Origin of the sequence: Haloarcula sp. CGMCC 1.2071 (assembly GCF_037078445.1) — an archaeon.
Taxonomy (GTDB): Archaea; Halobacteriota; Halobacteria; order Halobacteriales; family Haloarculaceae; genus Haloarcula; species Haloarcula amylolytica.
In genome coordinates, this window is the sequence record NZ_JAYMGY010000002.1 from 582612 (window position 1) to 607023 (window position 24412).

General features: G+C 65.2%; 29 protein-coding genes. 15 read left to right on the plus strand and 14 right to left on the minus strand.

Translation table 11 applies throughout. The annotated features are described in order from the left end of the window. Nucleotides 1–54: 54 nt before the first annotated feature. Together VI234_RS06995 and VI234_RS07000 are read right to left on the minus strand one after the other, a co-directional pair. Nucleotides 55–1155, minus strand: coding sequence for a class I SAM-dependent methyltransferase (locus tag VI234_RS06995; protein WP_336329598.1), 1101 nt, complete (start codon nucleotides 1153–1155; stop codon nucleotides 55–57). Beyond that, a complete protein-coding gene (locus VI234_RS07000; protein ID WP_336329599.1) occupies nucleotides 1148–2293 on the minus strand; it encodes a 60S ribosomal export protein NMD3 in 1146 nt (381 codons plus the stop codon). The genes VI234_RS06995 and VI234_RS07000 overlap by 8 nt, the downstream gene beginning before the upstream one ends. 120 nt (nucleotides 2294–2413) lie before the next feature. Between VI234_RS07000 and htpX the strand changes: the two genes are divergently transcribed. The 4 genes from htpX to radA all read left to right on the plus strand — a co-directional run bounded on the left by htpX (nucleotide 2414) and on the right by radA (nucleotide 6005). Further along, complete coding sequence (gene htpX, locus VI234_RS07005; protein ID WP_008306935.1) at nucleotides 2414–3292, plus strand: zinc metalloprotease HtpX; 879 nt, start codon at nucleotides 2414–2416, stop codon at nucleotides 3290–3292. Nucleotides 3293–3827: 535 nt separating this feature from the next. After that, nucleotides 3828–4445: a PspA-associated protein PspAB gene (gene pspAB, locus VI234_RS07010; protein ID WP_336329600.1), complete on the plus strand. Its 618-nt coding sequence runs from the start codon at nucleotides 3828–3830 to the stop codon at nucleotides 4443–4445. A gap of 1 nt (nucleotide 4446) precedes the next feature. Next, the gene (locus VI234_RS07015) at nucleotides 4447–4815 is read left to right on the plus strand and encodes a hypothetical protein (protein ID WP_336329601.1); all 369 of its coding nucleotides are present in this window, start codon (nucleotides 4447–4449) and stop codon (nucleotides 4813–4815) included. A 140-nt stretch (nucleotides 4816–4955) separates the two neighbouring features. Beyond that, nucleotides 4956–6005 carry a DNA repair and recombination protein RadA gene (gene radA, locus VI234_RS07020; RefSeq protein ID WP_008306928.1) on the plus strand — a complete coding sequence of 350 codons (1050 nt, stop codon included), beginning with the start codon at nucleotides 4956–4958 and terminating at the stop codon, nucleotides 6003–6005. 426 nt (nucleotides 6006–6431) lie between these two features. Here radA and VI234_RS07025 read toward each other — a convergent pair whose 3' ends face one another. After that, the gene (locus VI234_RS07025; protein ID WP_008306927.1) at nucleotides 6432–7484 is read right to left on the minus strand and encodes an aldo/keto reductase; all 1053 of its coding nucleotides are present in this window, start codon (nucleotides 7482–7484) and stop codon (nucleotides 6432–6434) included. 24 nt (nucleotides 7485–7508) lie between these two features. Then, nucleotides 7509–8522, minus strand: a complete 1014-nt coding sequence (locus VI234_RS07030) for a CPBP family intramembrane glutamic endopeptidase (RefSeq protein WP_336329602.1) — start codon at nucleotides 8520–8522, stop codon at nucleotides 7509–7511. 138 nt (nucleotides 8523–8660) lie between these two features. Here VI234_RS07030 and VI234_RS07035 point away from each other — a divergent pair, with 138 nt between their 5' ends. The 4 genes from VI234_RS07035 (at nucleotide 8661) to VI234_RS07050 (ending at nucleotide 11492) form a co-directional block, all read left to right on the plus strand. Continuing rightward, the gene (locus VI234_RS07035; protein ID WP_336329603.1) at nucleotides 8661–9566 is read left to right on the plus strand and encodes an acyltransferase; all 906 of its coding nucleotides are present in this window, start codon (nucleotides 8661–8663) and stop codon (nucleotides 9564–9566) included. Between the two features lie 51 nt (nucleotides 9567–9617). After that, on the plus strand, nucleotides 9618–10325 hold the full coding sequence (locus VI234_RS07040; RefSeq protein WP_336329604.1) for a hypothetical protein: 708 nt from the start codon (nucleotides 9618–9620) through the stop codon (nucleotides 10323–10325). 73 nt (nucleotides 10326–10398) lie between these two features. After that, on the plus strand, nucleotides 10399–11085 hold the full coding sequence (locus VI234_RS07045) for an RAD55 family ATPase (protein ID WP_170096435.1): 687 nt from the start codon (nucleotides 10399–10401) through the stop codon (nucleotides 11083–11085). After that, on the plus strand, nucleotides 11082–11492 hold the full coding sequence (locus VI234_RS07050) for a hypothetical protein (RefSeq protein WP_336329605.1): 411 nt from the start codon (nucleotides 11082–11084) through the stop codon (nucleotides 11490–11492). Before VI234_RS07045 ends, VI234_RS07050 begins: the two co-directional genes overlap by 4 nt. A gap of 135 nt (nucleotides 11493–11627) precedes the next feature. Here the strand turns inward: VI234_RS07050 and VI234_RS07055 are convergent, their stop codons facing one another. Further along, nucleotides 11628–11915, minus strand: a complete 288-nt coding sequence (locus tag VI234_RS07055) for a DUF5789 family protein (RefSeq protein WP_008306918.1) — start codon at nucleotides 11913–11915, stop codon at nucleotides 11628–11630. A gap of 146 nt (nucleotides 11916–12061) precedes the next feature. Between VI234_RS07055 and VI234_RS07060 the strand changes: the two genes are divergently transcribed. From VI234_RS07060 to VI234_RS07070, 3 genes are all read left to right on the plus strand, one after another. Then, complete coding sequence (locus tag VI234_RS07060; protein ID WP_008306917.1) at nucleotides 12062–12838, plus strand: PHP domain-containing protein; 777 nt, start codon at nucleotides 12062–12064, stop codon at nucleotides 12836–12838. Nucleotides 12839–12892: 54 nt separating this feature from the next. After that, the gene (locus VI234_RS07065) at nucleotides 12893–13057 is read left to right on the plus strand and encodes a DUF6757 family protein (protein WP_004516452.1); all 165 of its coding nucleotides are present in this window, start codon (nucleotides 12893–12895) and stop codon (nucleotides 13055–13057) included. Nucleotides 13058–13159: 102 nt separating this feature from the next. After that, entirely contained in the window at nucleotides 13160–13627 is a 468-nt protein-coding gene (locus VI234_RS07070) for a cupin domain-containing protein (protein WP_008306916.1), read from the plus strand. Between the two features lie 28 nt (nucleotides 13628–13655). Here VI234_RS07070 and VI234_RS07075 read toward each other — a convergent pair whose 3' ends face one another. From VI234_RS07075 to VI234_RS07105, 7 genes are all read right to left on the minus strand, one after another. Beyond that, on the minus strand, nucleotides 13656–14369 hold the full coding sequence (locus VI234_RS07075) for a type 1 glutamine amidotransferase (RefSeq protein WP_008306915.1): 714 nt from the start codon (nucleotides 14367–14369) through the stop codon (nucleotides 13656–13658). A 173-nt stretch (nucleotides 14370–14542) separates the two neighbouring features. After that, nucleotides 14543–14680, minus strand: a complete 138-nt coding sequence (locus VI234_RS07080; RefSeq protein WP_004516449.1) for a hypothetical protein — start codon at nucleotides 14678–14680, stop codon at nucleotides 14543–14545. Nucleotides 14681–14754: 74 nt separating this feature from the next. Beyond that, nucleotides 14755–14940, minus strand: a complete 186-nt coding sequence (locus VI234_RS07085) for a hypothetical protein (protein ID WP_336329606.1) — start codon at nucleotides 14938–14940, stop codon at nucleotides 14755–14757. A 6-nt stretch (nucleotides 14941–14946) separates the two neighbouring features. Then, complete coding sequence (locus VI234_RS07090; protein WP_336329636.1) at nucleotides 14947–15741, minus strand: aldo/keto reductase; 795 nt, start codon at nucleotides 15739–15741, stop codon at nucleotides 14947–14949. Between the two features lie 118 nt (nucleotides 15742–15859). Further along, on the minus strand, nucleotides 15860–16843 hold the full coding sequence (locus VI234_RS07095; RefSeq protein ID WP_008306912.1) for a Gfo/Idh/MocA family protein: 984 nt from the start codon (nucleotides 16841–16843) through the stop codon (nucleotides 15860–15862). Nucleotides 16844–16873: 30 nt separating this feature from the next. Then, nucleotides 16874–18169, minus strand: coding sequence for a hypothetical protein (locus VI234_RS07100; RefSeq protein WP_336329607.1), 1296 nt, complete (start codon nucleotides 18167–18169; stop codon nucleotides 16874–16876). Nucleotides 18170–18276: 107 nt separating this feature from the next. Next, nucleotides 18277–18564 (minus strand): zinc ribbon domain-containing protein, encoded by a 288-nt coding sequence (locus VI234_RS07105; protein ID WP_004590026.1) that lies wholly within the window; start codon nucleotides 18562–18564, stop codon nucleotides 18277–18279. A gap of 166 nt (nucleotides 18565–18730) precedes the next feature. On the opposite strand from VI234_RS07105, the gene VI234_RS07110 reads away from it, so the two are divergent. Both VI234_RS07110 and nucS read left to right on the plus strand, forming a co-directional pair. After that, nucleotides 18731–19168: a DUF6735 family protein gene (locus VI234_RS07110; protein ID WP_008306910.1), complete on the plus strand. Its 438-nt coding sequence runs from the start codon at nucleotides 18731–18733 to the stop codon at nucleotides 19166–19168. A 9-nt stretch (nucleotides 19169–19177) separates the two neighbouring features. Continuing rightward, on the plus strand, nucleotides 19178–19897 hold the full coding sequence (gene nucS, locus VI234_RS07115) for an endonuclease NucS (protein WP_008306909.1): 720 nt from the start codon (nucleotides 19178–19180) through the stop codon (nucleotides 19895–19897). Between the two features lie 5 nt (nucleotides 19898–19902). Here nucS and VI234_RS07120 read toward each other — a convergent pair whose 3' ends face one another. Further along, nucleotides 19903–20154 (minus strand): HalOD1 output domain-containing protein, encoded by a 252-nt coding sequence (locus tag VI234_RS07120; protein WP_336329608.1) that lies wholly within the window; start codon nucleotides 20152–20154, stop codon nucleotides 19903–19905. Nucleotides 20155–20274: 120 nt separating this feature from the next. On the opposite strand from VI234_RS07120, the gene VI234_RS07125 reads away from it, so the two are divergent. Beyond that, nucleotides 20275–20991 carry a helix-turn-helix domain-containing protein gene (locus tag VI234_RS07125; RefSeq protein WP_336329609.1) on the plus strand — a complete coding sequence of 239 codons (717 nt, stop codon included), beginning with the start codon at nucleotides 20275–20277 and terminating at the stop codon, nucleotides 20989–20991. A gap of 8 nt (nucleotides 20992–20999) precedes the next feature. Here VI234_RS07125 and mutS read toward each other — a convergent pair whose 3' ends face one another. Further along, entirely contained in the window at nucleotides 21000–23768 is a 2769-nt protein-coding gene (gene mutS / locus VI234_RS07130; protein ID WP_336329610.1) for a DNA mismatch repair protein MutS, read from the minus strand. 125 nt (nucleotides 23769–23893) lie between these two features. Between mutS and VI234_RS07135 the strand changes: the two genes are divergently transcribed. Next, nucleotides 23894–24283 carry a DUF7383 domain-containing protein gene (locus VI234_RS07135; protein WP_008306905.1) on the plus strand — a complete coding sequence of 130 codons (390 nt, stop codon included), beginning with the start codon at nucleotides 23894–23896 and terminating at the stop codon, nucleotides 24281–24283. Nucleotides 24284–24412 lie beyond the last annotated feature (129 nt).

Here is a 24412-nt window from a genome sequence, read left to right on the forward strand (position 1 = left end):
TCTGTTCTGGGGCGTTATTCGTTCTCTAACCTTGGTTGCTTGCGTAAACCCGTCCTACTGGATCCGGGCGTCGACGACAACGTGGGCGACGCCCTCGCTGTACTCCTTGACTCGCCGAGTGTCCAGAATCTCGACATCCCGGTCGGCCTCGGCGACGGCCGCCTCCAGGCGCTCGATGGGGCGGTCGAACACGAGCGTGTCCGGCGTCGCCTCGTGCATGTGGAGGACGCCGCCGGGCGCGAGGGCGTCCAGTGCGCTGTCGAGATACTCGTGGGAAGCGCCGGGCGGAGCCCGACTGTCCTCCGCGCGCGGCGCGGAGGCCTCGTAGTATCCCATCACTACCCGGTCGGCGCGCGCCTCCTCAGCGAAGCCCGGCACAACGTCTCGACAGTCGGCCCGATACGGGTGAACGCGCTCGTCCACGTCGTTGAGCATGACGTTCTCGACGAGGAAGCGAAACGCGGTAGGGTTGCGTTCGATGGCGGTGACGTGCGCACCGGCACGGGCCATCGGGAGGGTAAAGTAGCCGATGCCGGCGAACATGTCGAGGACGCGTTCCTCGGCGGAAACGGTATCGCCCATCCGCGCCCGCTCGGCTTTGTTCCCGGGCGAGAACATCACCTCGGCAAGGTCCATCGCGTAGCGCGTGCCGTGTTCGGTGTGGACCGTCTCGGTGTCGCCGTCGCCGGCGATGACCTCGACGCTGGGTTCGCGGTGCTCGCCGGAGATGCCGTGGCGGGCCAGCACCGTCTCGGCCTCGCCGTGGAGCGCCAGCAGCGCCTCGCCGACCTCCGCCGGTCTGGGGCTGTTGCCGATGTCGACCAGCACGACGGAGCCCAGCACGGCCCAAGAACTCGGAGCGGCATCGATTTCCTCGTCGGTCCAGCCGCGCTCCCGGAGGTGGTCGTCGAGGGTCTTGAGCCGGCGCTCGCCGACCTGCCGGACGACCTCCCGGAACTGCGTCTCCTGTGGCGGGGCGGTCACCGGAACCGCGACGCTGTCTGCGGTCCACTCGGTGACGCTTCTGGTGTCATCGTAGACGCCTTCGGCTCGCAGGGACTCGATAGCGACCTGCGAGCGAGGTTTGGCGACGACGGCAGCAAGGCGCTGGCCGTCCGTCTCGCCCGGCTCGCGGCTGGCACCCTCGTCACTCATCGGTATCCGTGTCATCTCCCTCGGCTGGAAGAACGTGTAACCCGGCGTGGCTCTTCAGCACCGGAACTTCGTCGGTGTCGGTGTCGAGGTAGCCCGGCCGCGGGACGGTCTTGCTCTCGAACGTTTCGGGGTCAAGCACCTGAACAGCGTTGTCGTCCTCGACAGCGACCAAGGTCGTCTGCTGGCTGTCTTCACGGAAGCCCAGCCGGCGGGCGTCGGGTGCTTCGCCGGCCTCGAAACTGGCCTCGTAGTCCTCGCCGGTCGCCAGGCGAACCCCTTTGAGGTTCCCCTGGACCGAGCGGACCAGCACCGGCCCGTCGCCGTCCTCCGGGTCGATGACCTCGCCCTGTCGGTAGCGGGGCAGCCGGACGGCGTAGGTCATCCGGTACAGTTCCTGTCCGTCCTCGTCCTCAGAGATGAGTCGCCGCGAATCCGAGTAGGAGCCCCCAAGCTGGGCGGTGATGCGCTTGGCGATGCCCAGCCCCATCTGGTTGGTCGAGATTTTCATGTCCAGCCCGTCGTCGACGGACTTCGTTTCGGTGATGAAGGCGTTGCGGTCGCCGGTCGCTTCACGGGCGGCGATGTACTCTTCTGCGATTTCTTCGGCCCGCTCGCGCTCGTCGTCGGTCGGGTCGCGCCCGTCGGCCCGCACCTGAACGATGCTGGCGAAGGACCCGCCGGCGATCTTCCCGCAGCGCTTGCACGTCTGCCGGGAGATGCGGACGGGGACGGTGACCTCCTCGGTGACCGGCGTCCCGCGGATGACGCCGGAGAACTCCGCGTGCATCCGGATGTTGTTCTTGTCGAGTTGCTCGGGGGCGACCTGCCAGGCGACCGACTGGGCGTCGACGTGGATGCCGAGCGCCTCGCTGACCTGCTCGACGGCGATGTCGGTGTAGTCCTCCGCACCGATGTCGACCCAGCGGTTCCCCTTGTGGACCGCGCCACATCGCGAACAGACCCGCACTTGGATGGTGTCGGGGGCATCCACCAGGTCGAACTCCTCGAAGTAGCAGGCGTCACAGAGGACGTGCTCGGAGTTGCGCTGGCCGCCAGCACCCGAAAGCTCCGGGCGCTCGTCGGTGCCCTCCGGTATCTCGTCACCGCAGCGTGGACAGAACTCTCCCGACCGGCTCATTACCGGTCCTACTGTACTGAACCGTTTAAGCCGTGTGTTCCGCCTGTCGAGGCACCACCCGCCGTGTGGCGCTTTCCCACGATAGCGAGGTTTTAGAGTGTCGACCGTCTATCGGGGGGCATGGAGTGGCAAACAGACTGGGGGCTCCGCGGCCGGATGGCCCTGACGATGTTCCTGCTGTTCGCGCTGTACATCGTCTTCCTCGGAGTGCTCGTTGTGGCTTTCGAGAACCTCGCGCTCATCGTGGTCGTCATGGGACTGTTCCTCGGTGCGCAGTTCTTCTTCAGCGACAAGCTCGCCCTGTACTCGATGGGAGCCCGGACGGTCGAACCGGAAGAGTACCCCGAACTCCACCGGACTGTCGACCGCCTGGCTCAGCAGGCCGACCTCCCGAAGCCGAAGGTCGCCGTCGCCGATTCTCGGGTGCCCAACGCCTTCGCCACCGGCCGGTCGAAAGACAGTTCGGCCGTCTGCGTGACGACGGGCATCATGGACACGCTCGATCAGGACGAACTGGAGGGCGTACTGGCCCACGAGCTGGCCCACATCAAGAACCGCGACGTGATGGTGATGACCATCGCGTCGTTCCTCTCGACGATTGCCTTCCTCATCGTCCGCTGGGGCTGGCTGTTCAGCGGCGGTCGAGAGCGCGGCGGCCAACAGGTGCCGGTCATCGTCGCCATCCTCATCTCGCTGGTCGTCTGGGTCATCTCGTTCCTCCTGATCCGGACTCTCAGCCGCTACCGCGAGTACGCCGCCGACCGCGGCGGCGCGATGATTACCGGCAAGCCCGCCGCCCTCGCGAACGCGCTGATGAAAATCGACGGCCAGATGGACAAAGTGCCGAAGGAGGACATGCGCGACCAGGCGGAGATGAACGCCTTCTTCATCATCCCCATCGACGTCGGCTGGATCGGCCGCCTGGCCAGTACCCACCCGTCGACGGAGAAACGTATCGACCGCCTGCAGGACCTCGAACGCGAACTCGAAAGTCGGTAACGTCTGTTTATTATCTGATTTGCCGGCAGTCGTCTACGCGATAGTGTGGATTCTCACCGTGACAGCTATACAGAGCCAGAAAGCCCCGGCTGTCTGAACTCGGGGGTGGTTCGAAAGACGCTACGCGTCTTTCGTCATCACGAGAGAGCTTCGCTCTCTCGGACGAACTCGCTGCGCGCTTCACTCACTCCGTTCGTTCCAGTGCTTACGTCGTCCGCCGTCGTTCAGCCAGCCGCCCCTTTCAGTCCCTCCTGTGGCTGATTGAGCAGCCGAAACGGGTGGGACTGAAAGGGGCGAGTCGCTGGGCGTACGAGGCGACGTAAGCACCGCAACGTAGTGAGTAGCGAGGGACCACAGGTCCCTCGGACCATGCGAACGGCGCAGAGCGCCGTGAGCAGAGAGCGCAGCGAGTCGCAGTAGCCCAGCGACTCGGGGCTTTCTGGCTGTTAGAACAGTTGTCCCTGTCTTCGTACGCAACCACAGCAACTAGTCGAGACGCAAACCACCTTGGGCTCCGGCCCATAGAGGCACACATATGGGATTGCTCGACGGACTCAAGAGCGTCCTCGGGGTGAAAGCCGAGGCAGACGCGACACGCGACGCCGACCCTGACGACCTGTTCGGGATGAGCACCGCCTACGTCACGATGGAGGCCGACCTGGGGTACGAGCCGACCGGCGAGGCGGCACTGTGTTTCGCCGACGTCGACAGCACGGACTTCCAGGACGCCGTCGACGAGGTCGAATCCATCCTCGACGCTGGGATGGTCGAGACGGGAACGCGCGCGACTTTCGAGACCGACGACCATGGCTACCAGTGGGTCGTCCTGCACGATGACGACTTCGAGGACCTGCTCACGTCGATCCACTTCGCCGCGGACACGCTCGTCGAGCGCCGCTACGGGTCGCGCCTGCTCGCGGCGCTGTTCTCGTTCGAGGACGCGCGCGACAACCAGACTGTCTACTGGGTGTACTCGTTCCGTCGGGGCGCATACTACCCGTTCGCGCCGGACCCCCACGACAGCCACGAGCGCAACACCTCCGCGGAGTTCAAACTGGACAGTAACCTCAGCGACGAAATCACCGTCGAGGACGACAAGGAGTACTGGTACCCGCTGTGGCCGGACCGCCCCGGCTACCATCCCTGGGAGTGAAATGATCGACGGCGGCGTCGCTGTCGGTGACCACGTCCGGCCGGTCAAGCCCAGCCGCGACGGCCACACTGGCGAAATCGCGACGGGCGCTCGCGCCGATCTCGACGCGTTCGAGTCCGCCGAGAAACCGGAAACGAACAGCTCGCTGGCCACACGATCTATCACACGGCTCACCGGCCGTCGGTGGTCGCTGTGGCTGCTCGGTCGGTCGATCCGTTCCAGACCTATCCCCAGTGCGGTTGCCATTGCGTTCCTGCTCGTCGGCACGTTCGGCGAGGGCCACGTCCCGCTATCCGAGACGGCGCTGACGGGGCTCGTTCTCGTGGGGCTGCTCCTGCTCGTCTACCTCGGTCGAACGGGTCTGGGCTGAATCTGTTCCACCGCACTTCGACTCCCCTTCGCATCTAAAACTCCCGATTCCGTCTCGAACCATCACGCCGCTGTCCCACACTTTCACTTTCACTCTGGTGTTAACGAGGCTTTATACCCCCGGACGCACAAGGCACGTCCATGTCCGCAAGTGAGGACCTCGAAGAGCTGCCGGGCGTCGGTCCGGCGACAGCAGAGAAACTCGAAGACAACGGCTACGATTCCTATCAGGGGATTGCGGTCGCCTCCCCCGGCGAACTGTCGAACACGGCCGACATCGGTGAGTCGTCGGCGGCAGACATCATCCAGGCCGCCCGCGAGGCGGCCGACATCGGCGGCTTCGAGACCGGCTCGACGGTGCTCGAACGCCGCGAGCAGATCGGGAAGCTCTCCTGGGGCGTCGACGAGGTCGACGACCTGCTGGGCGGCGGCGTCGAGACCCAGTCCATCACCGAGGTGTACGGCGAGTTCGGGGCCGGCAAGTCCCAGGTAACACACCAGCTCGCAGTCAACGTCCAGCTGCCGGCCGAACACGGCGGGCTGGAAGGGAGCGCCATCTTCGTCGACTCCGAGGACACGTTCCGACCCGAGCGTATCGAACAGATGGTCAAGGGCCTCGCCGACGAGGTACTGGCAGACACGCTGGTCCTCCACGGCATCGTCGAGGAGGAGGACGACGCAGACCCGACCGACGAGGATCTGCTCGATGACCTCGTCGCCTCCGTGCTGGAGAAGATCCACGTCGCGAAGGCGTTCAACTCCAACCACCAGATCCTCCTGGCCGAGAAGGCACAGGAGATCGCCAGCGAGAGTCAGGACGAGGAGTTCCCCGTCCGCCTGCTCGCCGTCGACTCGCTGACCGCCCACTTCCGAGCCGAGTACGTCGGCCGTGGCGAACTCGCCGACCGGCAGCAGAAGCTCAACAAGCACCTCCACGACCTGATGCGCGTCGGCGACCTCAACAACACCGCCGTCGTCGTCACGAATCAGGTCGCCTCCAACCCCGACTCCTTCTTCGGCGACCCGACCCAGCCCATCGGTGGCAACATCCTCGGCCACACCTCCACGTTCCGGATGTACCTCCGGAAGTCCAAGGGGAACAAGCGCATCGTCAAACTCGTCGACGCGCCGAACCTCCCGGACGGCGAGGGCGTCATGCGCGTCGAAGAAGACGGCCTGCTGAACGAGTAGCCCGAGTCCTAAGGACTACTACCGACGCGACGATTCCAGACTTTTTCTCCGGCGGTTCTCGAGACCCGCAACAGCGTCCGCCCGGACTGGTATGTGGACTGCTCCCGCGCCTCGAACCCCTCCGTTTCACCTCGAACCCGCTTCCGTCCGGCGTCTTGCGGCCGTCAGACGCACCGTGGTGAATGTGAAACTTCGCCACCCCAACCGCAAGACGGCGGTACATCTCCTGTCGAAACAGAGGGGTAACAGCTGGGAACCGACAGACGGCTGTCTGGTTGTCGATGTTCTCCAGGGGTAAACTGTCGACTGGAGATGTCAGCGTCCAACCGCCATGTTTGGACGGTACGAAAGTCGGTGGACAGCGAGAAAATCAGTCGCCTGCCTGGTCTGCCGTGGCCTGTGCGTCGGCGCTCCAACGCCTCGCCGTCAGTCCCCGGCAGATTTCATCCCGGTCTCTTCGAGGTCCGCACCGCCGACCGACGAGCGCAGGGCGTCCATCCCGTCGTCGCGGTCGATGCCGAAGTTATCACGGTATAGCTCCTGCACGCGGTCGTACTCCTCGTCGCTGAGCGGCGGCGTATCGGGCGCGCCGGCCCACTCGTCGATGTCGGCGTTCGTCCGGAACGTCGGGGTGACCGACGCCACCTCGTCGTTGTAGAGGAGCCACTGGATGGCCGCCTGGCCCATCGTCCGTGCTCCGTCACGTTCCAGGAACCGGATTTCCTCGACCTTCTCCCAGCCGGTTTCGTACCACTCGCTCGGCCGGTGGGAACGGTGGTCGCCCTTGCCGAGTTCCGTCTCCGGGGTCACCTGCTCGTTCAGCAGGCCCGAGGAGTGCGGGACACGAGCGAGTACCGACGTGTCGGCGTTCTGCTCGCGGATAGTGTCGATGAAGTGCTGGCCGGGGGTCTGCTCGAAGAGGTTGAAGACGGTCTGGAGCGCGTCGAACTCGTTGGCGACCGCGGCGTCGCCCTCGGCGAGCCAGCCGATAGAGGGGCCGAGCGCCCAGCCGATGGCCTCGACTTTCCCCTCCTCGCGGAGTTCGTCCAGCGCCTCCAGGACGTCCTCGTCGACCTCGTCGACGTTGGCGTTGTGGAGCATCAGGAGTTCGACGTGGTCCATGCCGAGGCGGTCGAGCGAGCGGTCAACGGCGGTGTGAACCCACTCAGGTGTGACCTTCTTCGGGAGTTCGCCGTGGCCAGCCTGGGGGTTGTTGTAGAAGTCGTAGCCGATCTTCGTCGAGACGGTGACCTCGTCGCGGTGTTCCGCCAGCGCCTCGCCGATGATCTCCTCGCTGTCGCCGTGGCCGTACACGTCGCCGGTGTCGAAGAACGTCACGTCCTCCTCGAGCGCGTGCTGGACCATGTCGATAGCATCGTCGCGAGTTCGGTCGCCCCACCAGTCCGTGCCGACGACCCAGGCACCGAATCCGACTTCCGAGACCTCGACGCCGGAGTTTCCGAGTGTCGCGTATTCCATACCCAACGTAGCGGCGCTGTCCACTTAGCCGTCTTGGTTTGCGGTGTCGGACCGCGTCCGAATCCGGAGTTCGGGGGTGGCGATGGCATCGAGCAGTTCGACCGTGCCGTACTCGCGGCGGACCCACCAGTACAGCGCGGCTCCGCCGACGCCAAGCAGCGGGAGCGCGATGAGTCCGCCTTCGGGGCCAAAGTTGCCGCCGGTCACCAGCGTCGGGCCGGTCGCATCAGTCGAGAGCAGGGCGACACCCATCCGGAGGCCGCTCACGGGAAAACCAAGCAGTGCCAGCGTGTAGTTCCAGGCGACGTGGAAGCCGCTGGCGACCCCGAGTCGCCCGGTCAGGACGTAACACGCACCGAGCAGGAGGCCGTAGAGGGTGATGTTGGTCACGCTGAGCAGCGACGCGCTGGGGTTCGTCCAGTGGAGGACGCCGAACAGCGCGCCCGTCAGCGCCGTCGCGGCGATGACCGCGCGGCGCTTCCCGACCCAGCCAGCGAGCCCCTCGGCCGCATTCGTCAACAGGTAGCCACGGACGAGCACTTCCTCGGCAGTCGCCTGGACGATGAAGAACGCTCCCAAGAGGAGGACAGCGACCGGCGGTCCGAACGCGGTCAGTGGGAGCGGCCCGCTGTCGACGGTAGCGAAGATGACGCTGACTTCCACGAACCCGGCACCCAGTTCGACGAGCAGGACGAGCGTGGGAAGCCCCGCCCCGAGCGCGAGGCCGAACGCGGCGTCACGCCACCACTGTCGGTCGAACCCCAACCCGTAGTCAGAGAGCGTCCGTCGGTCCAGCAGATAGCCGAGTACGACAGCCACGACGGTTCCGGCCGCAAAGAGCGCAATCTGGCGCGCGACTGCGATCGCTGGCGTCACGCCCACCACGGACGACACCACTGCGACCACTCCTGAGAGCAGGACGAGGCCGAACCCAGCGAGAAACACCCACAGTGTGACCCGCCACGGCGCTCGCAGCCGGCGCTCGGCGGGATTGACGATGTAGCGCCGTATCTCCATGATGAAGTCCGACCTGACCATGTCGTCGTCTGGAACGGCGGCGTCTTAACTGTGGCTTGCTCGCCGAGCTGTGTGGTTCACGGTGTCGTGACACAGGTGTTACTGGGTAGGTTTCAGGTAACGGAAACCCCTATCTGCCCGCGAAGCCACGTACTCGACATGACGAAGCGTCACGTGTCGCTGCCACCGCTCGCTGAAGAGGGGCTTAGGGCGTTTATCGATGAGGTCGACGAACGCCTCTCCGGTGACGAGGACACCTGCGATGTTGTCACTGACGTGTTGGTCGACCTCCACGGCGACCGAGACGCCTACGAGCGCTGGCAGGACGGCGCGGATATCTCCCCGGCCGAACGGGTCCGGCTTCAGGGGTATGACCCCTGTAACACGACCCTCGAAAGCGAGTACTACGCCGAGAAAGACGAGGAGCGGTTCAAACGCTCGAAACACCTCCAGTGGCTCTGGCGGCAGTTCGACGCGACACCGATGGCGGACAACGTCGAGTTCGCGCTCCGGTTCCGGCGGATGCTCGCCAACCACCTCTTTGACTCCTGTGGCGAGGGCTGTCGCTTCTTCAAGGGCATCACGTTCACCTACGGCCACAACATCGAAGTCGGCGACAACGTCGTCGTCCACGACGACGTCCACCTGGACGACCGCGGGAAACTCACTATCGGCGACCGCGTCTCTATCTCCGACGACACCCACGTCTACAGCCACGACCACGATGCCGTCGACCAGACCCATGTCGACAACTACCACACCATCATCGAAGACGACGTGCGCCTGACCTACGACTCGATGGTCCGGGCGGGCGTCAAAGTCGGGGAAAACGCCATCCTCGCGGCGAAGTCCATCGCCGGCAAGGACATCCCTGCCCACCACATCGCCGCCGGCACGCCGGCGAAGTCCCTGACTGTCAAGGACGGCTGGGAGTCCGTCGCGGAGCCAATCGAGGGGGCGAACGTCGACCGCCGTGCCGAACGGCAACTGTCCGTTACCCTGCCCGATAATCTGGAGCAGTTCGACGAGTTCCAGCGGGACCTCTCGCCGCCGGACCGCCAGTAGCCGGTGCGGCCACGCCGGCAGTCCTTTTGCCGCACCGACCGAACCCCTGGTATGCGAAGCGTCGCCATCAACGTCGGAGCGAACACGAACGAGCCCGGCTTTCGCGGGCCACTGTTCTCCGACGGCACCTTCGAGTATATTCCCATTCCCGAATCGAAACCGACCAGCGAGCCAGTGCCGACCTACGGCGACCTTGACCTGCGGACCGACGTTTCTGCGGTGGCCGACCAGCCGGTCCACTTCGACCCGGAGTTTCCCGAGGCCGGCGGCGAGCGCTACACGTACGGCGACGAACACGGTGTGAAGGCCGGACCGCTCTCGGAGCTGTCGGCCGGTGACTACCTGTTCTTCTACGCGACGCTGTCGATGGCCGACGAGCGTTCGGCCTGGGCGTCGCCGAAGTGGGGGGCCCACGTCATCGGCCACTTCCAACTCGCTCGTGACGCGGTGACCGGCGACGAGTACCGGGACCTCCCGTCCGAGGAACAGGCACAGTTCGCCTCGAACGCCCATGTGAAACGCGACCCCTTCGACGCTCGCGTTCTCATTCGCGGCAACGCCGACGAGTCACGACTGTACGACACGGTCGTCCCGCTGTCGGCACCGAGCGGCGGCACCGACGCGAACGAACTGGTCACCGACCTGTCGTCCGACTCGGGGAAGGGGCCGTGGTGGCGACGGCCGATGCGGTTCGACGAGGGTGGCACGGAGCGACTGCTCGAACTGGCTGAGAGCCACCCCAGCGCCCTCGAACGCTGAGGCAGCCGAATGAGTTATCACCGGTGAAAATAGAATGTGAAAGCATATGTCCAGACGGACTCAGGTAGCTGATATGCGTCTCTCTAGTGGGGTCCCCGGCTTCGACGAACTCATTGAGGGGGGGCTACTCCCGAATCGTCTTTATGTGGTCAGCGGCCCGCCGGGCAGCGGGAAGACTACTTTCTGCTCACAGTTCATTACACAGGGCGTCAAAGAGGGCGAGACGTGCCTGTACGTGACGATGCACGAGACCAAGACGGAGTTGATGCAGGACATGGCCGGCTACGAGTTCGGGTTCGACCGGGCCATGCAGTCTGACGCCATCCAGTTCCTCAACCTCGTCACCGAGAGCGGAAAGCGAACTATCACGCAGTTCGGCAGCGAAGGGGGACTGACGAACCGCCTCGTCGCCTACATCAGACAGAACGACATCCAGCGGGTCGTCATCGACTCGACGATGCTGTTGCAGCATTTCATGAACGACGTCGAAGACGAGATCACGGGCTTTCTCTCCGCGCTGAAACAGACGGACGCGACGACGTTGCTCATCTCTGAGATGACCGACCCGTCCTCCTACAGCGACGAACACTACCTCGCACACGGCGTCGTCTTCTTCCACAACTTCCTCGAAAACGGGAGCATGACCCGCGGCGTCCAGGTCATCAAGATGCGGGGCACCGCCATCGACTGTGACATCCGTGAAATCTCCTTCTCTGACGCCGGACTGCAGGTCCACACTGACCGGAAAGTGGAGACATGAGCCGCTACGAGCGCGAGTTCGGGACCGACTGGGAAACACTTGACAAGGACGAGGCCACCGACCGGGCCTACGCCATCGGCGTCGCCGAGCGCCTCGGGGAGTACAACCGCGAGGAACTGGAAGCCATCTACGCCGAGATGAACTCGGCGTACCACAAGAGCATGGTCGAACTCGCGTACGACGAAGGCCGCAACGAAGCGAAGGAAGCGGCGGAGACGACCAGCGCCGACCGGGACGCCCTCTGGGCCGACCTGATCAACGGCGAGAAGACATATCTCGACGAAGACGACGTGTCGACCGGCGGCCGCGACGGCCTGCCGTCGGCACTCGACTCCTCGGAACTGTTGGACAGACAGTCAATCGATAGCACTGACGCCGTTGACAGACCGGACTTTCTCGACAGGTAGCCGCTCCCGTGTGTGCACTCACCGACAGCGATAGCGCTGCTGCTCGCCCATGTGAAAACGAAGGAGACGGGAAACCCGTCCAGAGCTGGGGGCCGCGTGCGGGACGCGGTCAGCCGAAAGTAACCGGCAGGGCCGTTAGAAGGAGACTTCGTCCGGCCCGTCTTCGCCCATGCAGACCGGGTCGCGGTCGGAGTAGCCTTTCCGGCCGATGGCCTTGCTCGACACGCCCGAGAACGCCGCGAACTCGGCGTCTTCCGCGCTCTCGAAGGTTTCCGGGGCCGACCGGCTCAGCGCGTCGCCCAGCCGTTCGGTGCCGTTTGGCAGTTCGAGCTCCATGTCGCCGTCGCCCTCGATGATCTCTTCGGCGGAAACCGGGTAGTCGTACGATTGGAAGGCGTCCGTCGCGTTGCTTAGCATTCGCATATGCCGAGAAAGTTCATGGTCGATAATAAACCTTCACTATAGATAATCATAATATCCCTTAATGCGTATAAGGAACTCACGTTTCGTGTGCCCACGACACATGGCTCGACCAGAAGCGGCTTCCTGCTGGGGATTGTGGGAGTAGTATGGTCGTCGCTGACTTGCACGTACACACGACCCGCTCCGACGGGACGCTCTCCCTCGACGAAGTCCCGGCCGCCGCGAGACGAGCGGGCGTCGAGGTTGTCGCCGTCACGGATCACGACCGACTTCAGCCTGAACTCGACGGCCCCGTCACTGAACGGGACGGTGTGACGCTTCTCCACGGTATCGAACTCCGTGTCGAAACCGAGACCCAGCGACTGGACCTGCTGGGCTACGGTGTCGACCCGACCGACGAACTCCGGGCCGAGTGTGAGCACGTCCAGCGGAACCGCCGCGAGCGCGGCGCGCGCATCATCGACTGTGTCGAGGACCGGTTGGGCGTCTCGCTGCCCGTCGAACCGCGTGACGGCCTGGGTCGCCCCCACATCGCCCGCGCAGTCGCCGAGGTGTCGGACCACACCTTCCAGTCCGCATTCGACGAGCTAATTGGCGACGACTGTCCCTGTTACGTCGCCCGAGAGGTCCCGTCCTTCGAGCGCGGCTGTGCAGTCCTCTCGGAGGCGTGTGGACTGGTCGGCCTCGCCCACCCGTTCAGATACCCCGATACGGCGGCTGCGCTGTCCAAGTGTGCGTCGCTCGACGCCGTCGAACGGTGGTACCCCTACGGCCGTACGGTCGACGACAGCCTCGTCGACGACGCTATCGAGCGATACGACCTCGTGCCGACGGGCGGCAGCGACGCTCACGGCGAGACGCTGGGTGACACCGGCCTGGACGCCGCCGCCTGGGGTCGGGTCGAAACAGCGCTCAGCGTCTGACAACCGGCAGACGGAACCCGAGGGTTCAATGTCGTCCGGGACTACTATTCAGGTATGCAGTGTCACTACTGCGACCGTGAAGCCGATATCGCCGTCGAGAACGACGGCGTCAAGGTTGGTGTCTGCAAGACACATTTCCGTGAACAGATGGCGGAACTGGAAGACGCCGACTGGCTCGAAGACCTCGACGAAGAACTCGACATCGACCGACGCGAGTGACCGACGCTCCGTTTTGCTGCTTCTGCCGTGGCGTGCCCCCAGTGGCACCGCTGTGACTCGCCCTGACTAACGGTTAAGGACTGTCCGCTGTACATGGCAACTATGGAGAAAGTCAGTCTCGACGCCGTCGAATCGCGAATGGGGCCGGCGTCGGTCAAGCGGGCGCTCGCCGGGCCGCTCGGCACCGACGACATCGCGCTGAACTACTACGAACTGGCCCCGGGCGAGTCCTTCGGCTTCGGCTACCACCGTCACCCGGGTCAGGAGGAGGTGTTTCTCGTTCAGTCGGGCACAGCGACGTTCGAGACGGAGGACGGCGACGTGCGCGTCGAGGCCGGCGACGCCATCCGCTTCGCTCCCGGCGAGTGGCAACGCGGGTACAACGAGGGCGACGAGCGCGTCGTCGCGCTCGCGCTCGGCGCGCCACAGGAGATGGGCGACACCGATATGCTCCGGCACTGCGAGGAGTGTGGCGGTCGCACGCACAACTACGTCGAGATGACGGACGACCGGGACGCGCTGGTGACACGCTGTGCGGAATGTGACGCCGAGACCGGGCGGTTCACCTGATGTCCGTAGACCCACCGCACCGACAGAATCAGTCGTCGGCAGCGGTGGCACGGGTCGCGTCGCCCGTGTGACGCACGGCGAACTCGGTGAAGTTGTCGAACAGTCGCTTGGCCTCGCAGGCCGCGCGGTGATTCTCCTCGGTGATGCCGTCAAGCACCGCCTTGATGCGCTCGTCGGAGAGTTGCTCGTCCTTGCCTTTCGTCACCGTCTCGGCCGTCTCGGGGTCGTACTCGGGGTGGAACTGCACCGAGAAGACGTTCTCTTTCCGGAACCCGTGGACGCCGTAGTCGTTCTCGGCGAACGTGGTCGCACCTGGGGGCACCTCGGCGACACGGTCCGAATGCGTCGTGAAGACGGTAAACGACTCGTCGACGCCGGTGAGCAGTTCGTTCTCGCCGTCGTGTTCGACGGTTCGGTAGCCGATCTCGTACTCGTCCATCGCCTCGACGGTCCCGCCGAGCGCGTGCGCCAGCAGCTGGTGGCCGAAACAGACGCCCAGGAACGCGATGTCGCGGTCGACCGCGTCCGCGACCCAGGATTCGAGGTCCCGTATCCAGGGCTCGTCCCAGTAGACGGACGCGCGACTGCCGGTGACCAGACAGCCATCGAACGCGAAGGTGTCGGGCAGTTCGCGCTCGGTCACGTCGTATTCCACGAGGTCGGCGTCGAGTTCCCGCCGGAAGTTCCGGCGGTTGTCGTCGCCGTCGTGGGCCGCGTTCAGCAGGGCGATCCGTGGCCTCATTACCAGTACGCAACGGCTCAAATCGTAAAAACATGCATACCGACGGCAGTGATTGCCGCTCGCGGTGACGGGGACACCGTCGTCAAATCGACCGCGGATACAGCGGCTATCGGAGACGACTGGCCGTTCAGAACTGTCTCGCTACGGGACGTCGACGACTGCGATACGTGCGTTTACGTCTGGTCCGCTTCCGGGTTGTTCGTCCGCCGATAGGAGCCCACCATCTTCCACAGCGTGTCGTTGAAGTCGTCGTTGTTGGCTTCGCTCTCGATCTGCCGGTACAGGTTTTCCGAGACTTCGATACGGGGCATCAAGTGCGTATAGAGAGCGGGAGTAAATAAATCTCCGCTGACACGGAATCGAGTAAAAGCTTCAACGAACTCCTCTAGGGCCCGTATAACCATCTGGCACCGAAAGAGACGAACCAGGCCATCCAGATACAGAAGATGACCAGCCACGTCCCGTACTGGACTGTCGGGTTCGGAACCAGAACGTATGCCACGACAAGCAAAGCGGCAATGCTCGCCGCGGCCGTGGCGTCCCAGCGGTCCAGTGCGGGCGGTGTGACCATCGGAGACTACTGCGAGATGCCGTAGGTGTCGTCGTCCCAGTCGTTGACGCCGGTGTCGTAGACCGCCTGCTCGCGTTCGATGGCATCGATTCGCTCGCGGTCGGCGGCGTCGAGTTCCCAGTCGAACAACGCGAGGTTCTGTCGGACGTGCTCGGGCGAGGAGGACTTCGGTAGCACCACCACGTCGTTCTCGACCGCCCACTTCAGGATGACCTGGGCCGGCGACTTGTCGTATTCCTCGGCTACCTCCTGAATCACGTCATCGGCGAACACCTCGGTTCGACCCAGCGGCGCGGCCGCCTCGACGACGGTGTCGGTGTCGCGGCAGAACTCGACGACTTGGTTCTGGGTGTTCCAGGGGTGGTACTCGATCTGATTGACGGCGATGGGCACGTCGGCGACGTGCTGGGCGGCACCGAGCTGGTACGCGCTGAAGTTCGAGACGCCGACGTTGCGGATCTTCCCCTGGTCGTGGAGCGTCGCCATCGCGTTCATCGTCTCGCGGATAGAGACAGCGGGGTTCGGCCAGTGAACGAGATACAGGTCGAGGTAGTCGGTCCCGAGGCGGTCGAGCGACGCCTCACAGGCTTCGATGACGGACTCGTAATCGAGGTGCTTGGGCAGCACCTTCGACGTGAGGAACACGTCCTCGCGGTCGTAGTCGGCCAGGGCTTCGCCGATCTCCGCTTCGTTCTTGTAGCCCTCGGCGGTGTCGACGTGGGCGTAGCCCGCATCGAGCCCCGCTCGAACGGACTCCTGAAGCGTATCGCCGTCGATGTCCCACGTCCCGACGCCGACCATCGGTAGTTCGTCGCCACTCGAAAGCGTCACTGTTGGGGGTGTCACAGTACGTGCCTCATCCGCCGCAGTCAAAACCGTTTCGCGCTCGTCGTGTCGTGGTACACGCCCGATTTACGTTTCACTCGGGACTGGCGATGTCGACCGGCTGGCCGGTGTCAGCGCTCCGGGCCAGCGCGTCCATGGCGCGCATGTTCCCCAGCGTCTCGGCCCGGTCGATGGGCGGCGTCTCGTCGTTCTCGACGGCGTCCGCGAACGCCTCGACCTGCAACTGATAGTGGTCAACCGGGTCGAACGTCTCTGTGACCTCGCGGCCGTCGACGCTGTACGTCAGCGAGACTGACTCGTCGTGTTCCGGGCCGAAGCAGTTCGGCGCTTCGAGCCAGCCGTCGTCGGTCTCGACCCGGTAGTACTCCCGTCTCGGCCCGTCGAACCCGCAGGAAACCGAGGCGACGCGCCCGTCGTCGTACGAGAGGACGCCGCTGAAGTTCGTGTCCACACCGCTGTCCCGGGAATCCCGGGCATGGGCAAACGCCCGGTCCGGCTCGCCGAGGAAGCCCCGGGCCGCGCTGACGGCGTAACAGCCCACGTCCATCAGGCTCCCGCCGGCCAGTTCCGGGTCCAGCCGGATGTTACTGGAGTCGTCAAGCGAGAACTTGAACGACGCGTCGACGGTGTGTACCTCGCCAAGTTCGGTTTCGACGATTTCCCTTGCCCGCCGGGTCCGCGGGTGGAACTGATACATGAACGCCTCCATCAGCGTGACGCCCTGCTCGGCACAGTAGTCGAAGAGGTCCACTGCCCCGGCAGTGTCGACGGTCAGTGGCTTCTCACAGAGCACGTCGAGCCCGTGGTCGGCGGCCCGCTGGCTCCACTCGGCGTGGAGCGCGTTCGGAAGCGGGTTGTACACCGCGTCGATGTCCGCCTCGGCGAACATCGTCTCGTAGTCGCCGAAGGCACTGTCGATACCGAGGCCCTCGGCGACCTCGCCGGCACGGTCTCGGGTTCTGGAGCTGATTGCCGCGACCGTGTGGTCCGACTTCTGGATGCCCGGAATCACGTCCTTGCGTGCGATTTTCGCCGTCGAAATAATGCCAAAGCGCATACCGATACCCGACTCTCCGCTGATAAACAATTACCGACCTTTGGACGCTGACTCGGCACTGACACCCTGTTCGGATACGGCGGCCAGTTCGTCCGCTGACGGCTCGCGTCTGTCGGGCACGAGTTCGGCGGCCACCTCGCGTGCGCGCTCGAAGTGTGCCGCTGCGTCTTCGCACGCGATTCCGGGTGCCTCTCGCTTCGACTCGTCGCTGGCCTCGCGTAGCTCCTGTCGCCCCGCTTCACGGTGTGCATCCACCAGTGCAACGGCGATGTCCGCGAGCGCTTGCCGGAGCGACGCCCGGTCGCCGTCGAAGCGGCGGTCACGACCCCAGTCCAGTTCGTACGCCGTCCGGTATCGGTCGAGGGCGGCTTCCCAATGTGTGGCCCGCGCTGCCGGGTCCGTCGCGGCTCTGGCCGCGCCCGCAGCCGCCTGTGCCGCGTCGACTGGGGCCGAGAGGAGCTCGGCGTATTCCGCCTCGACTGCGTCCCGTGCGTCCGTGATGGCTTCTACCGACGGCTCCGGTGCCGTTACCGCCAGCGCTCGGTCGTACTCGATGCTGGCCTGTGCGTACGCATCCGCGGCCCGCTCGTACGCCAGGTCCTCCCACGCGTACCGGGCCGCGTCGCGGTGCTCCTCGGCCGCCCTGACGTGCCGTCGGCGCTGGCTGGTGTCGATCTGTGCTTGCGTTGACTGGAGGCGTGTATCGATGGTCGCTGTCGCTCCCTCTCCCAGCGATTCGACCCGTTCCCGTCCGCTATCGAGTGCCTCCTGTGCGGCCGTGATGTGCGTGGCTGCTGCGTCGGGGTTCGCCGCCTCCAGTGCCGCCGTTGCAGCCTCGACCTGGGATTCTGCCCGGTCGAGTTCGGTTAGCGTACGGGTCCAGACCTGTGTGGCTTCGTCGATGAACGTCCGTACTGGCGCTAGATCGCCCTTACATTCGAACGCCCAGCGGTCTTCGTCGACGGTGACGATTTCGAGTGTCGATGTGCGGAGCCCCGACGTACAGTGTACGGCCACGATGTCTTCGTGGGGCAGCGAGATGGCCCGGTCACCGTTGTCGTCGCCGACGACGAACACGACCCGGATGTTCGTTGCAAGCAGATACGCGCGGTAGTCGCCGGCCGGCGTGAGCGACTCGTTGTTCCCCCGGGCAGCGACGATGCCGGACCGGTCGTTGTACGCGAGATATCGTGGCGTCTCTGTCCCCCGTAGATACTGCCCCAGCGGCTGCTGAAGGCGGCGCGTGCGTCCGAACAGCCCGTCGGTGTTCGCTCGCTCGAATATCTCCGGTCGACCCGAGGAACGTACGTCGATAACGGTTTCCACAGTCTACCCCCGTTCGTCAGTATATTCAAATATATATTCGGAGAAATAAATACTTTGGCCGACAGCAGCGCTCAATCCGGTTGATTCGACCCCGGCCTTGTAAACGGTCAGTACGGCTGGCTTCGGTCCGTCGGCTGACGCTGCGGGCTCCCGCTCGTCAGGTCGGCGACGCACTGCCGGCAGAACTGGTAGTCCTGCTCGTTCCTCGCCCCGCAGTGGGGGCAGTCGATGGATTCAGTGCTGTCGTCGGTGGCGCTGCCACGGCGCCCTTCAGTATCGCCCTGCCCGGTCGCACCGGCTGGGTCACCCCGGTGCCGGTACGCGTACAGCATGGTCAGGACGTGGAGCCCCACGAGAAGCGCGATTGCGCCGTAGAGCCACTCGCTCACCATCATATGTAATGATACGTGAACGTACTACTTGAGGGTTGTGCCGGGTTACCAATGGTCGACGATTTCAGTGGGGCTGGCGGGCACTCGATAGGCATCCTGTAGGCCAGCGTTCAAATAGGACCACGGAGCCACGGAACCCCATGCCCGCTTACACGCTCGGTGGTCCCTGATGGGTCGTCGAACGCTCGTCGCTGTCGCCCGTCCCGACGGCCGCTACGACTGCCGCATCGCACACTGGGGCGTCGACGCCGACCCCATCGCCCAGTCCCGACCGCTCGGAAACGACTGGACGGCGTCGGCTGTCCTCGCTGCCATCGATGCCACCCACGACCGGTTGGTCGTGCTTGACGGGTCGGTCCGGACCTACACCGTTTGCTGGCTCGATCCGACGCTGTCGGACCTCGACGATATCGTTCTGGCCCGCACTACCGACGCTGATGCGTTTCGGAGGTGGTGGGTCGACCGCAAGGACGAGGCCTGTCGCGCCCTCGATAGCGACGGCTGCGACCCGGAAACTGTTCGTCGCGCCCTGCTCGCGTCGCTCCGAAACCGCGCTTCGTCCGTCCACTGCCCTGACGACGCGTCCTTTTTACGCGGGGACCGCTAACCGCCACCCGTGACCGCCGTCGAGACGCTGACCTACCCCGACCCCACCGACGCGCTGGACCTCGCGTCGCGCAACGCCGACCGCGGCGCGCTGGTGACGCTCGTCGGCACCTGTACGGTCGAGTACGAGGGCCGAGCGGCCAGTTCGCTGGGGCTCGGCGACCGCCATGTGATGCTCAAGCCCGACGGGGCCGCGCTGGTCCACACCGACGAGGGCCAACAGCCGGTGAACTGGCAGCCGCCGGGCTGTGAGCACAGCATCAGCGTCGACGACGGCTCGCTGGTCGTCCGCTCCACGCGGTCGACCCCCGAGGAGTCGCTCGAAGTGGCCTTTGAAACGGTCGCCCACGCCGCCGCCTTCGACGTGACAGACTCCAAGGACCTCGCGCTCACCGGAACGGAGGCCGATCTGAAAGACCGCATCCTCGACGAGCCGGCGCTGGTGGAGTCGGGCTTTACGCCGCTTGCGACCGAACGCGAGACCCCCGCTGGTGCAGTCGACATCTACGGCGAGGACGCCGACGGCCGGACGACGATACTCGAACTCAAGCGCCGGCGCGTGGGTCCCGACGCCGTCGGCCAACTGGGTCGGTACGTCGATGCCCTGGAGCGCGACCTGCACGCCGACACCGAGGTCCGAGGCATCCTCGTCGCTCCGTCGGTGACTGACCGAGCGCGTCAGTTGCTCGCCGAGAAAGGGCTGGAGTTCGTCTCGCTCGAGCCGCCGTAACCGCTTTAGCCGTCCACAGTAACCGTTCCATCGGTGTCGACGACCACGCGGTAGCCGCTGTAGTCGAACGCCACATGGCCGTCGGTGTTCGAATCAGCGATGCACGTCGTCAGTGCATCCGGATTGATACTATCGGCCAGTGGGGGGAGCGTCTCGACCGGCCGTCTCTCCGCGGTCGCGACAGCGCGAACGACTGCCGTGACGATGGACTGGTCGGTGCCGTGGACTTCTATAACGGTTGGTGATATTCCGGACACGGTTCTCTGACCTCATGCCGTATTTGTCTTGTAGATGTAAAGTTCAGTGTGGCTAGCATAGTAAACGCCGAAACACGATATATGCCAACACTCTTCACAGTATGCCGATTGCATTTATGTATGTCCCAACAGTCTGGTAACGGCCGGGCGGTCACCCGTGTGAAGTTTACCCTCTCTGATGGGTCGTATCCCTTCGTTTCGGTGTCTGCAGCCGAATCGTGTTCCGTGATTCTCGAAAAATGTCTCCCCCAGACAGACGACACGTACGCCGAGTTTTTTTCGGTCGAGGGTGCTCGCCCCGGCCGGCTTGTCGAACGCATCGAGGACGAAAACAGCGGTGCGGCGCGGGTGATTGAGTGCACCAGCGACGGTGGGCTCGTCGAAATCAACGTGCGGGACAACTGTCCCGTTGTCTCGCTCGCGGACGCCGGGGCAGTCCCACAGACTGCCCGGAGTGTCGATGGACAGGGGACTATCGTAGCCGATGTCCCGAACCAAACCGATACGGCTGCGGTTATCGATTCGTTCCTGACGGCCCACTCGGATGCCGAACTCGCGGCGAAGAAACAGCGCGATTCCATCGTGCCGCTGTTCGGGTTCCAGAACTACATGTCCCACACCGAGCCACTGACCGACCGCCAGCAGGAAGTTCTCGCGACGGCCCACGAAGCGGGGTACTACAACTGGCCCCGCGGGGCAACGGCCGCGGATCTGACTGAACTCCTCGACATCTCGGAGCCAACGCTGCACAAGCACTTGCGGGCCGCCGAACAGAAGCTCGTCGCGACCATGTTCGCCTGCCCGCACGAGGACCCGACTGCCGACGGCGATAGCTGACCGCCGCGTTATTCGAGTCGGTCTTGCAGGTCTGCGAGCGCGTTCATCGCCTCTATCGGCGTCATCGTCGCGACATCGAGCGAGGCCAACTGCTGTGCCACTGATTCCGGTAACTCTCCCTCGACGGCGGCCCCATTCGTCCGAAGCGTCTCCTGTGTGTGGCCGTCCGCTCCACCCTCGCCGGCCGAGGCCACCGCTGTTCCGTTCTCCGTCGGCCCAGTCTCCGTGGCAGTGGAATCTGTGCCGGAGTCGGCCGTCTCGGCATCCGTCAGGAGGTCCCGCGACCGGTCGACGACGGATTCGGGCACGCCCGCCATGCTCGCCACCTCGACGCCGTAGGAGGCCGCCGCGGGACCGGGCGCGAGTTCGTGGTCGAAGCGCACGTCGTCGTCCTCGCGGCTGGTCTCGAAGTGGCGGTTGGTCGCGCCGGGCAGCGCCGCGGCGACGGCCGTCAGGTCGTGGTGGTGGGTCGCAAACAGCGTGTACGCGCCGACCTCGTCGTGGAGATGCTCCGTGACGGCGCGGGCGATAGCCAGCCCGTCGGCTGTCGACGTGCCGCGACCGACCTCGTCCAGCAGGACCAGCGAGTCGGCCGTCGCCGCGTCCAGAATCGTCGCCAGTTCGGTCATCTCGATCATGAACGTCGAGCGGCCGCCGGCGATGTCGTCGCTGGCCCCGACGCGGGTGAACACCCGGTCGAGAATCGGGAGGTCGGCCGCCTTCGCGGGGACGAAGCTCCCCGCCTGTGCGAGCAGGCAGATCAGCGCGACCTGGCGCATGTACGTCGATTTCCCGCTCATGTTCGGCCCCGTGACGACAGCGAGGAAGGGCTGTATATCGTCCGCCGCGACGCCGCTTCCGTCTCCACTCGCCGGGACTGGCCCGCTGCCCAGATGCGTGTCGTTGGGGACGAAGGCGTCCTCGGTCCGCTCGACGACCGGGTGGCGGCCGGCGGTGATATCGATGCCGTCGCCGCCGACGGTGGGTCGGCAGTAGTCGTACTGCGCCGCGACCTCGGCGAAGGAGACCAGCACGTCCAGTCGGGCGAGGCGGTCGGCAAGCGCCTGCACGCGCTCGGCCTCGCCGGCCACCTCGTCACGGACCGCACAGAACAGGTCGTACTCCAGATCGTCGGCCGCGCTCTCGGCCCGCAGAATCTCCTCTTCGCGCTCCTTGAGTTCCGGCGTGTAGTAGCGCTCGCTGTTTTTCAGCGTCTGGCGGCGCTGGTAGTCATCGGGGACGGAATCGAGATTGGCGTTGGTCACCTCGATGTAGTAGCCATGCACCGAGTTGTGGCCGACCTTCAGCGAGTCGATGCCGGTGCGCTCGCGCTCGCTGGCTTCGAGGTCCTCGATCCACTGCTTGCCCGACTGCTCGGTCGAGCGCAGCCGGTCCAGTTCCTCGTCGTAGCCCTCGCGGATGACGCCGCCCTCCGTCACCTGCTGTGGCGGGTCCGGGCGGATCGCCGCCTCGATTTCCTCGCGGGTGTCGACCAGCGGGTCCAGCGTGGCGTGCAGGTCCGCGAGCAGCCGGGCGTCGGCGTCCGCGAGGTGGTCCCGGATGTCCGGCACGACCGACAGCGTGGCGGCCAGCGACCGGAGATCGCGCGCGTTCGCCCGGCCGCGAGAGACACGCGAGATGAGCCGTTCGAGGTCGTACACATCCGCGAGCAGACCCGAGAGCGCTTCGCGGGTCGCGGGGTCTCGCTGGAGTTCCGCGACCGCGCCGTGGCGGGCCTCGATGCGGTCGGCGTCCAGCAGCGGCCGGCGGAGCCAGTCGGTCAGCTTCCGCCGCCCCAGCGCACAGGCGGTCTCGTCGACCGTGTCCACTAGCGTGCGGTTCTCGTGGCCCCGGACCGAGCGCCGCTCGAACAGTTCGAGGCTCTCGACGGCCACGGCGTCGAGTAGCATGTACTCCCGCGGGTCGTACCGCGTGAGATGGTTGAGGTAGTCGAGCGTGCCGGCGGGGTCCACGTCCGCGTCGACCGGTTCGCCGTCGGGGCCGACCGCGCCGCTGCTGCCGCGGGTGTACTCAGCGTAGGCCAGCAGGCCGCCACAGGCCCGGATTTCCGCGTCGCCTGCGAGCAGGCGCTCCGGCGGGCCGAAGTACTGCCCCACGCGGTCCTCGGCGCGCTCCCGGTCGAAGGCGGCCGCGTCGTACCGCGTCACCAGACAGGCCGGGCCGAAGACGGCGTCCCGGTCCACGTCGACCTCCGGCCCGACGATGGCTTCCGCCGGGCCGAACCGGCTGAGTTCGTCGGCGACGGCGGTTTCGGAGCCGACACTGGTCGCGTAGCAGTCGCCGGTCGAGATATCCAGTAACGCCAGCCCGTACCGCTCGCCAGCGGTCAGGGCGGCGACGTAGTTGTTGTCCGCCCCGCCCAGCAGTTCGCTCTCCGTGAGTGTGCCGGGGGTGACGATCCGCGTCACCGCCCGCTCGACCACGCCGCTGACCTCGTCGGGGTCCTCGACCTGATCGGCGATGGCGACCCGATAGCCCGCGTCCAGCAGTGTCTCGACGTAGGACTCGGCGTTGTCGATGGGGATGCCGGCCATCGGGTACTCGCCGGTCGAGTCCTCGCGTTGGGTCAGCGTGATCTCACACAGCCGGGCGACCCGCTGTGCGGCCGCACAGAAGGCCTCGTAGAAGTCCCCGACCTGAAAGAGGACCAGGGCGTCGTCGTACTGACGGCACAGCTCGTAGTACTGCGCCATCATCGGCGTCAGGTCCTCCTCGAGCTCGGCCATCTTCTCGGGCGGGCCAAGCGCAGCGTCCATACCGACTGGCAACAGCCCCCTACTCATAGGCGCTCCGCTCTCCTGTGCGTGCTCTGTTCCCTCTGGGTGACACTGCGACCGCAACTGACCACTGATTTTTATACCGCCCGGGAGACGTAACCCGTATGTCACGTCGTGCCAACTACGCGCTCTGTCAGTTCCAGCAGCTCCTCGGCCCGTCGGCGGACTCGCTCGACGTTCCCTGGGCCGAGTACACCGGTGATTCGACCGATCCGGTTTCCTTCGACATCTCCACCTCGTCACCGGATGACCCGTACGTGCAGATGCAGGTGTTCGACGTCGAGGACTTCGACCACGAAATCGTTGTCAACGGCGAGGCGCTGTCGGGGTTCGACATCGCGCCTGGCGAGGGGTGGCAGCTCTGGATGGACACGATTGCGCCCGAGCGACTGCACCTCGGTAAGAACACGATCCAGTTCCGACGGGACACCGACTCGAAAGACGCCTTCGTCGTCGGGTCGGTCACGGTCCACTGGACGGAACCCGTCGAGTGAATATATAAACAGGTCGTCGCTCGCTTGATGGGGCGTGCCAACAGCTACCACTATCGACGGACCGTACTCCCTCTGTCTGGTGGTTTCACCTGTTCTGGCTGTCTCAATGGGTGACCGACGAACGCCCCA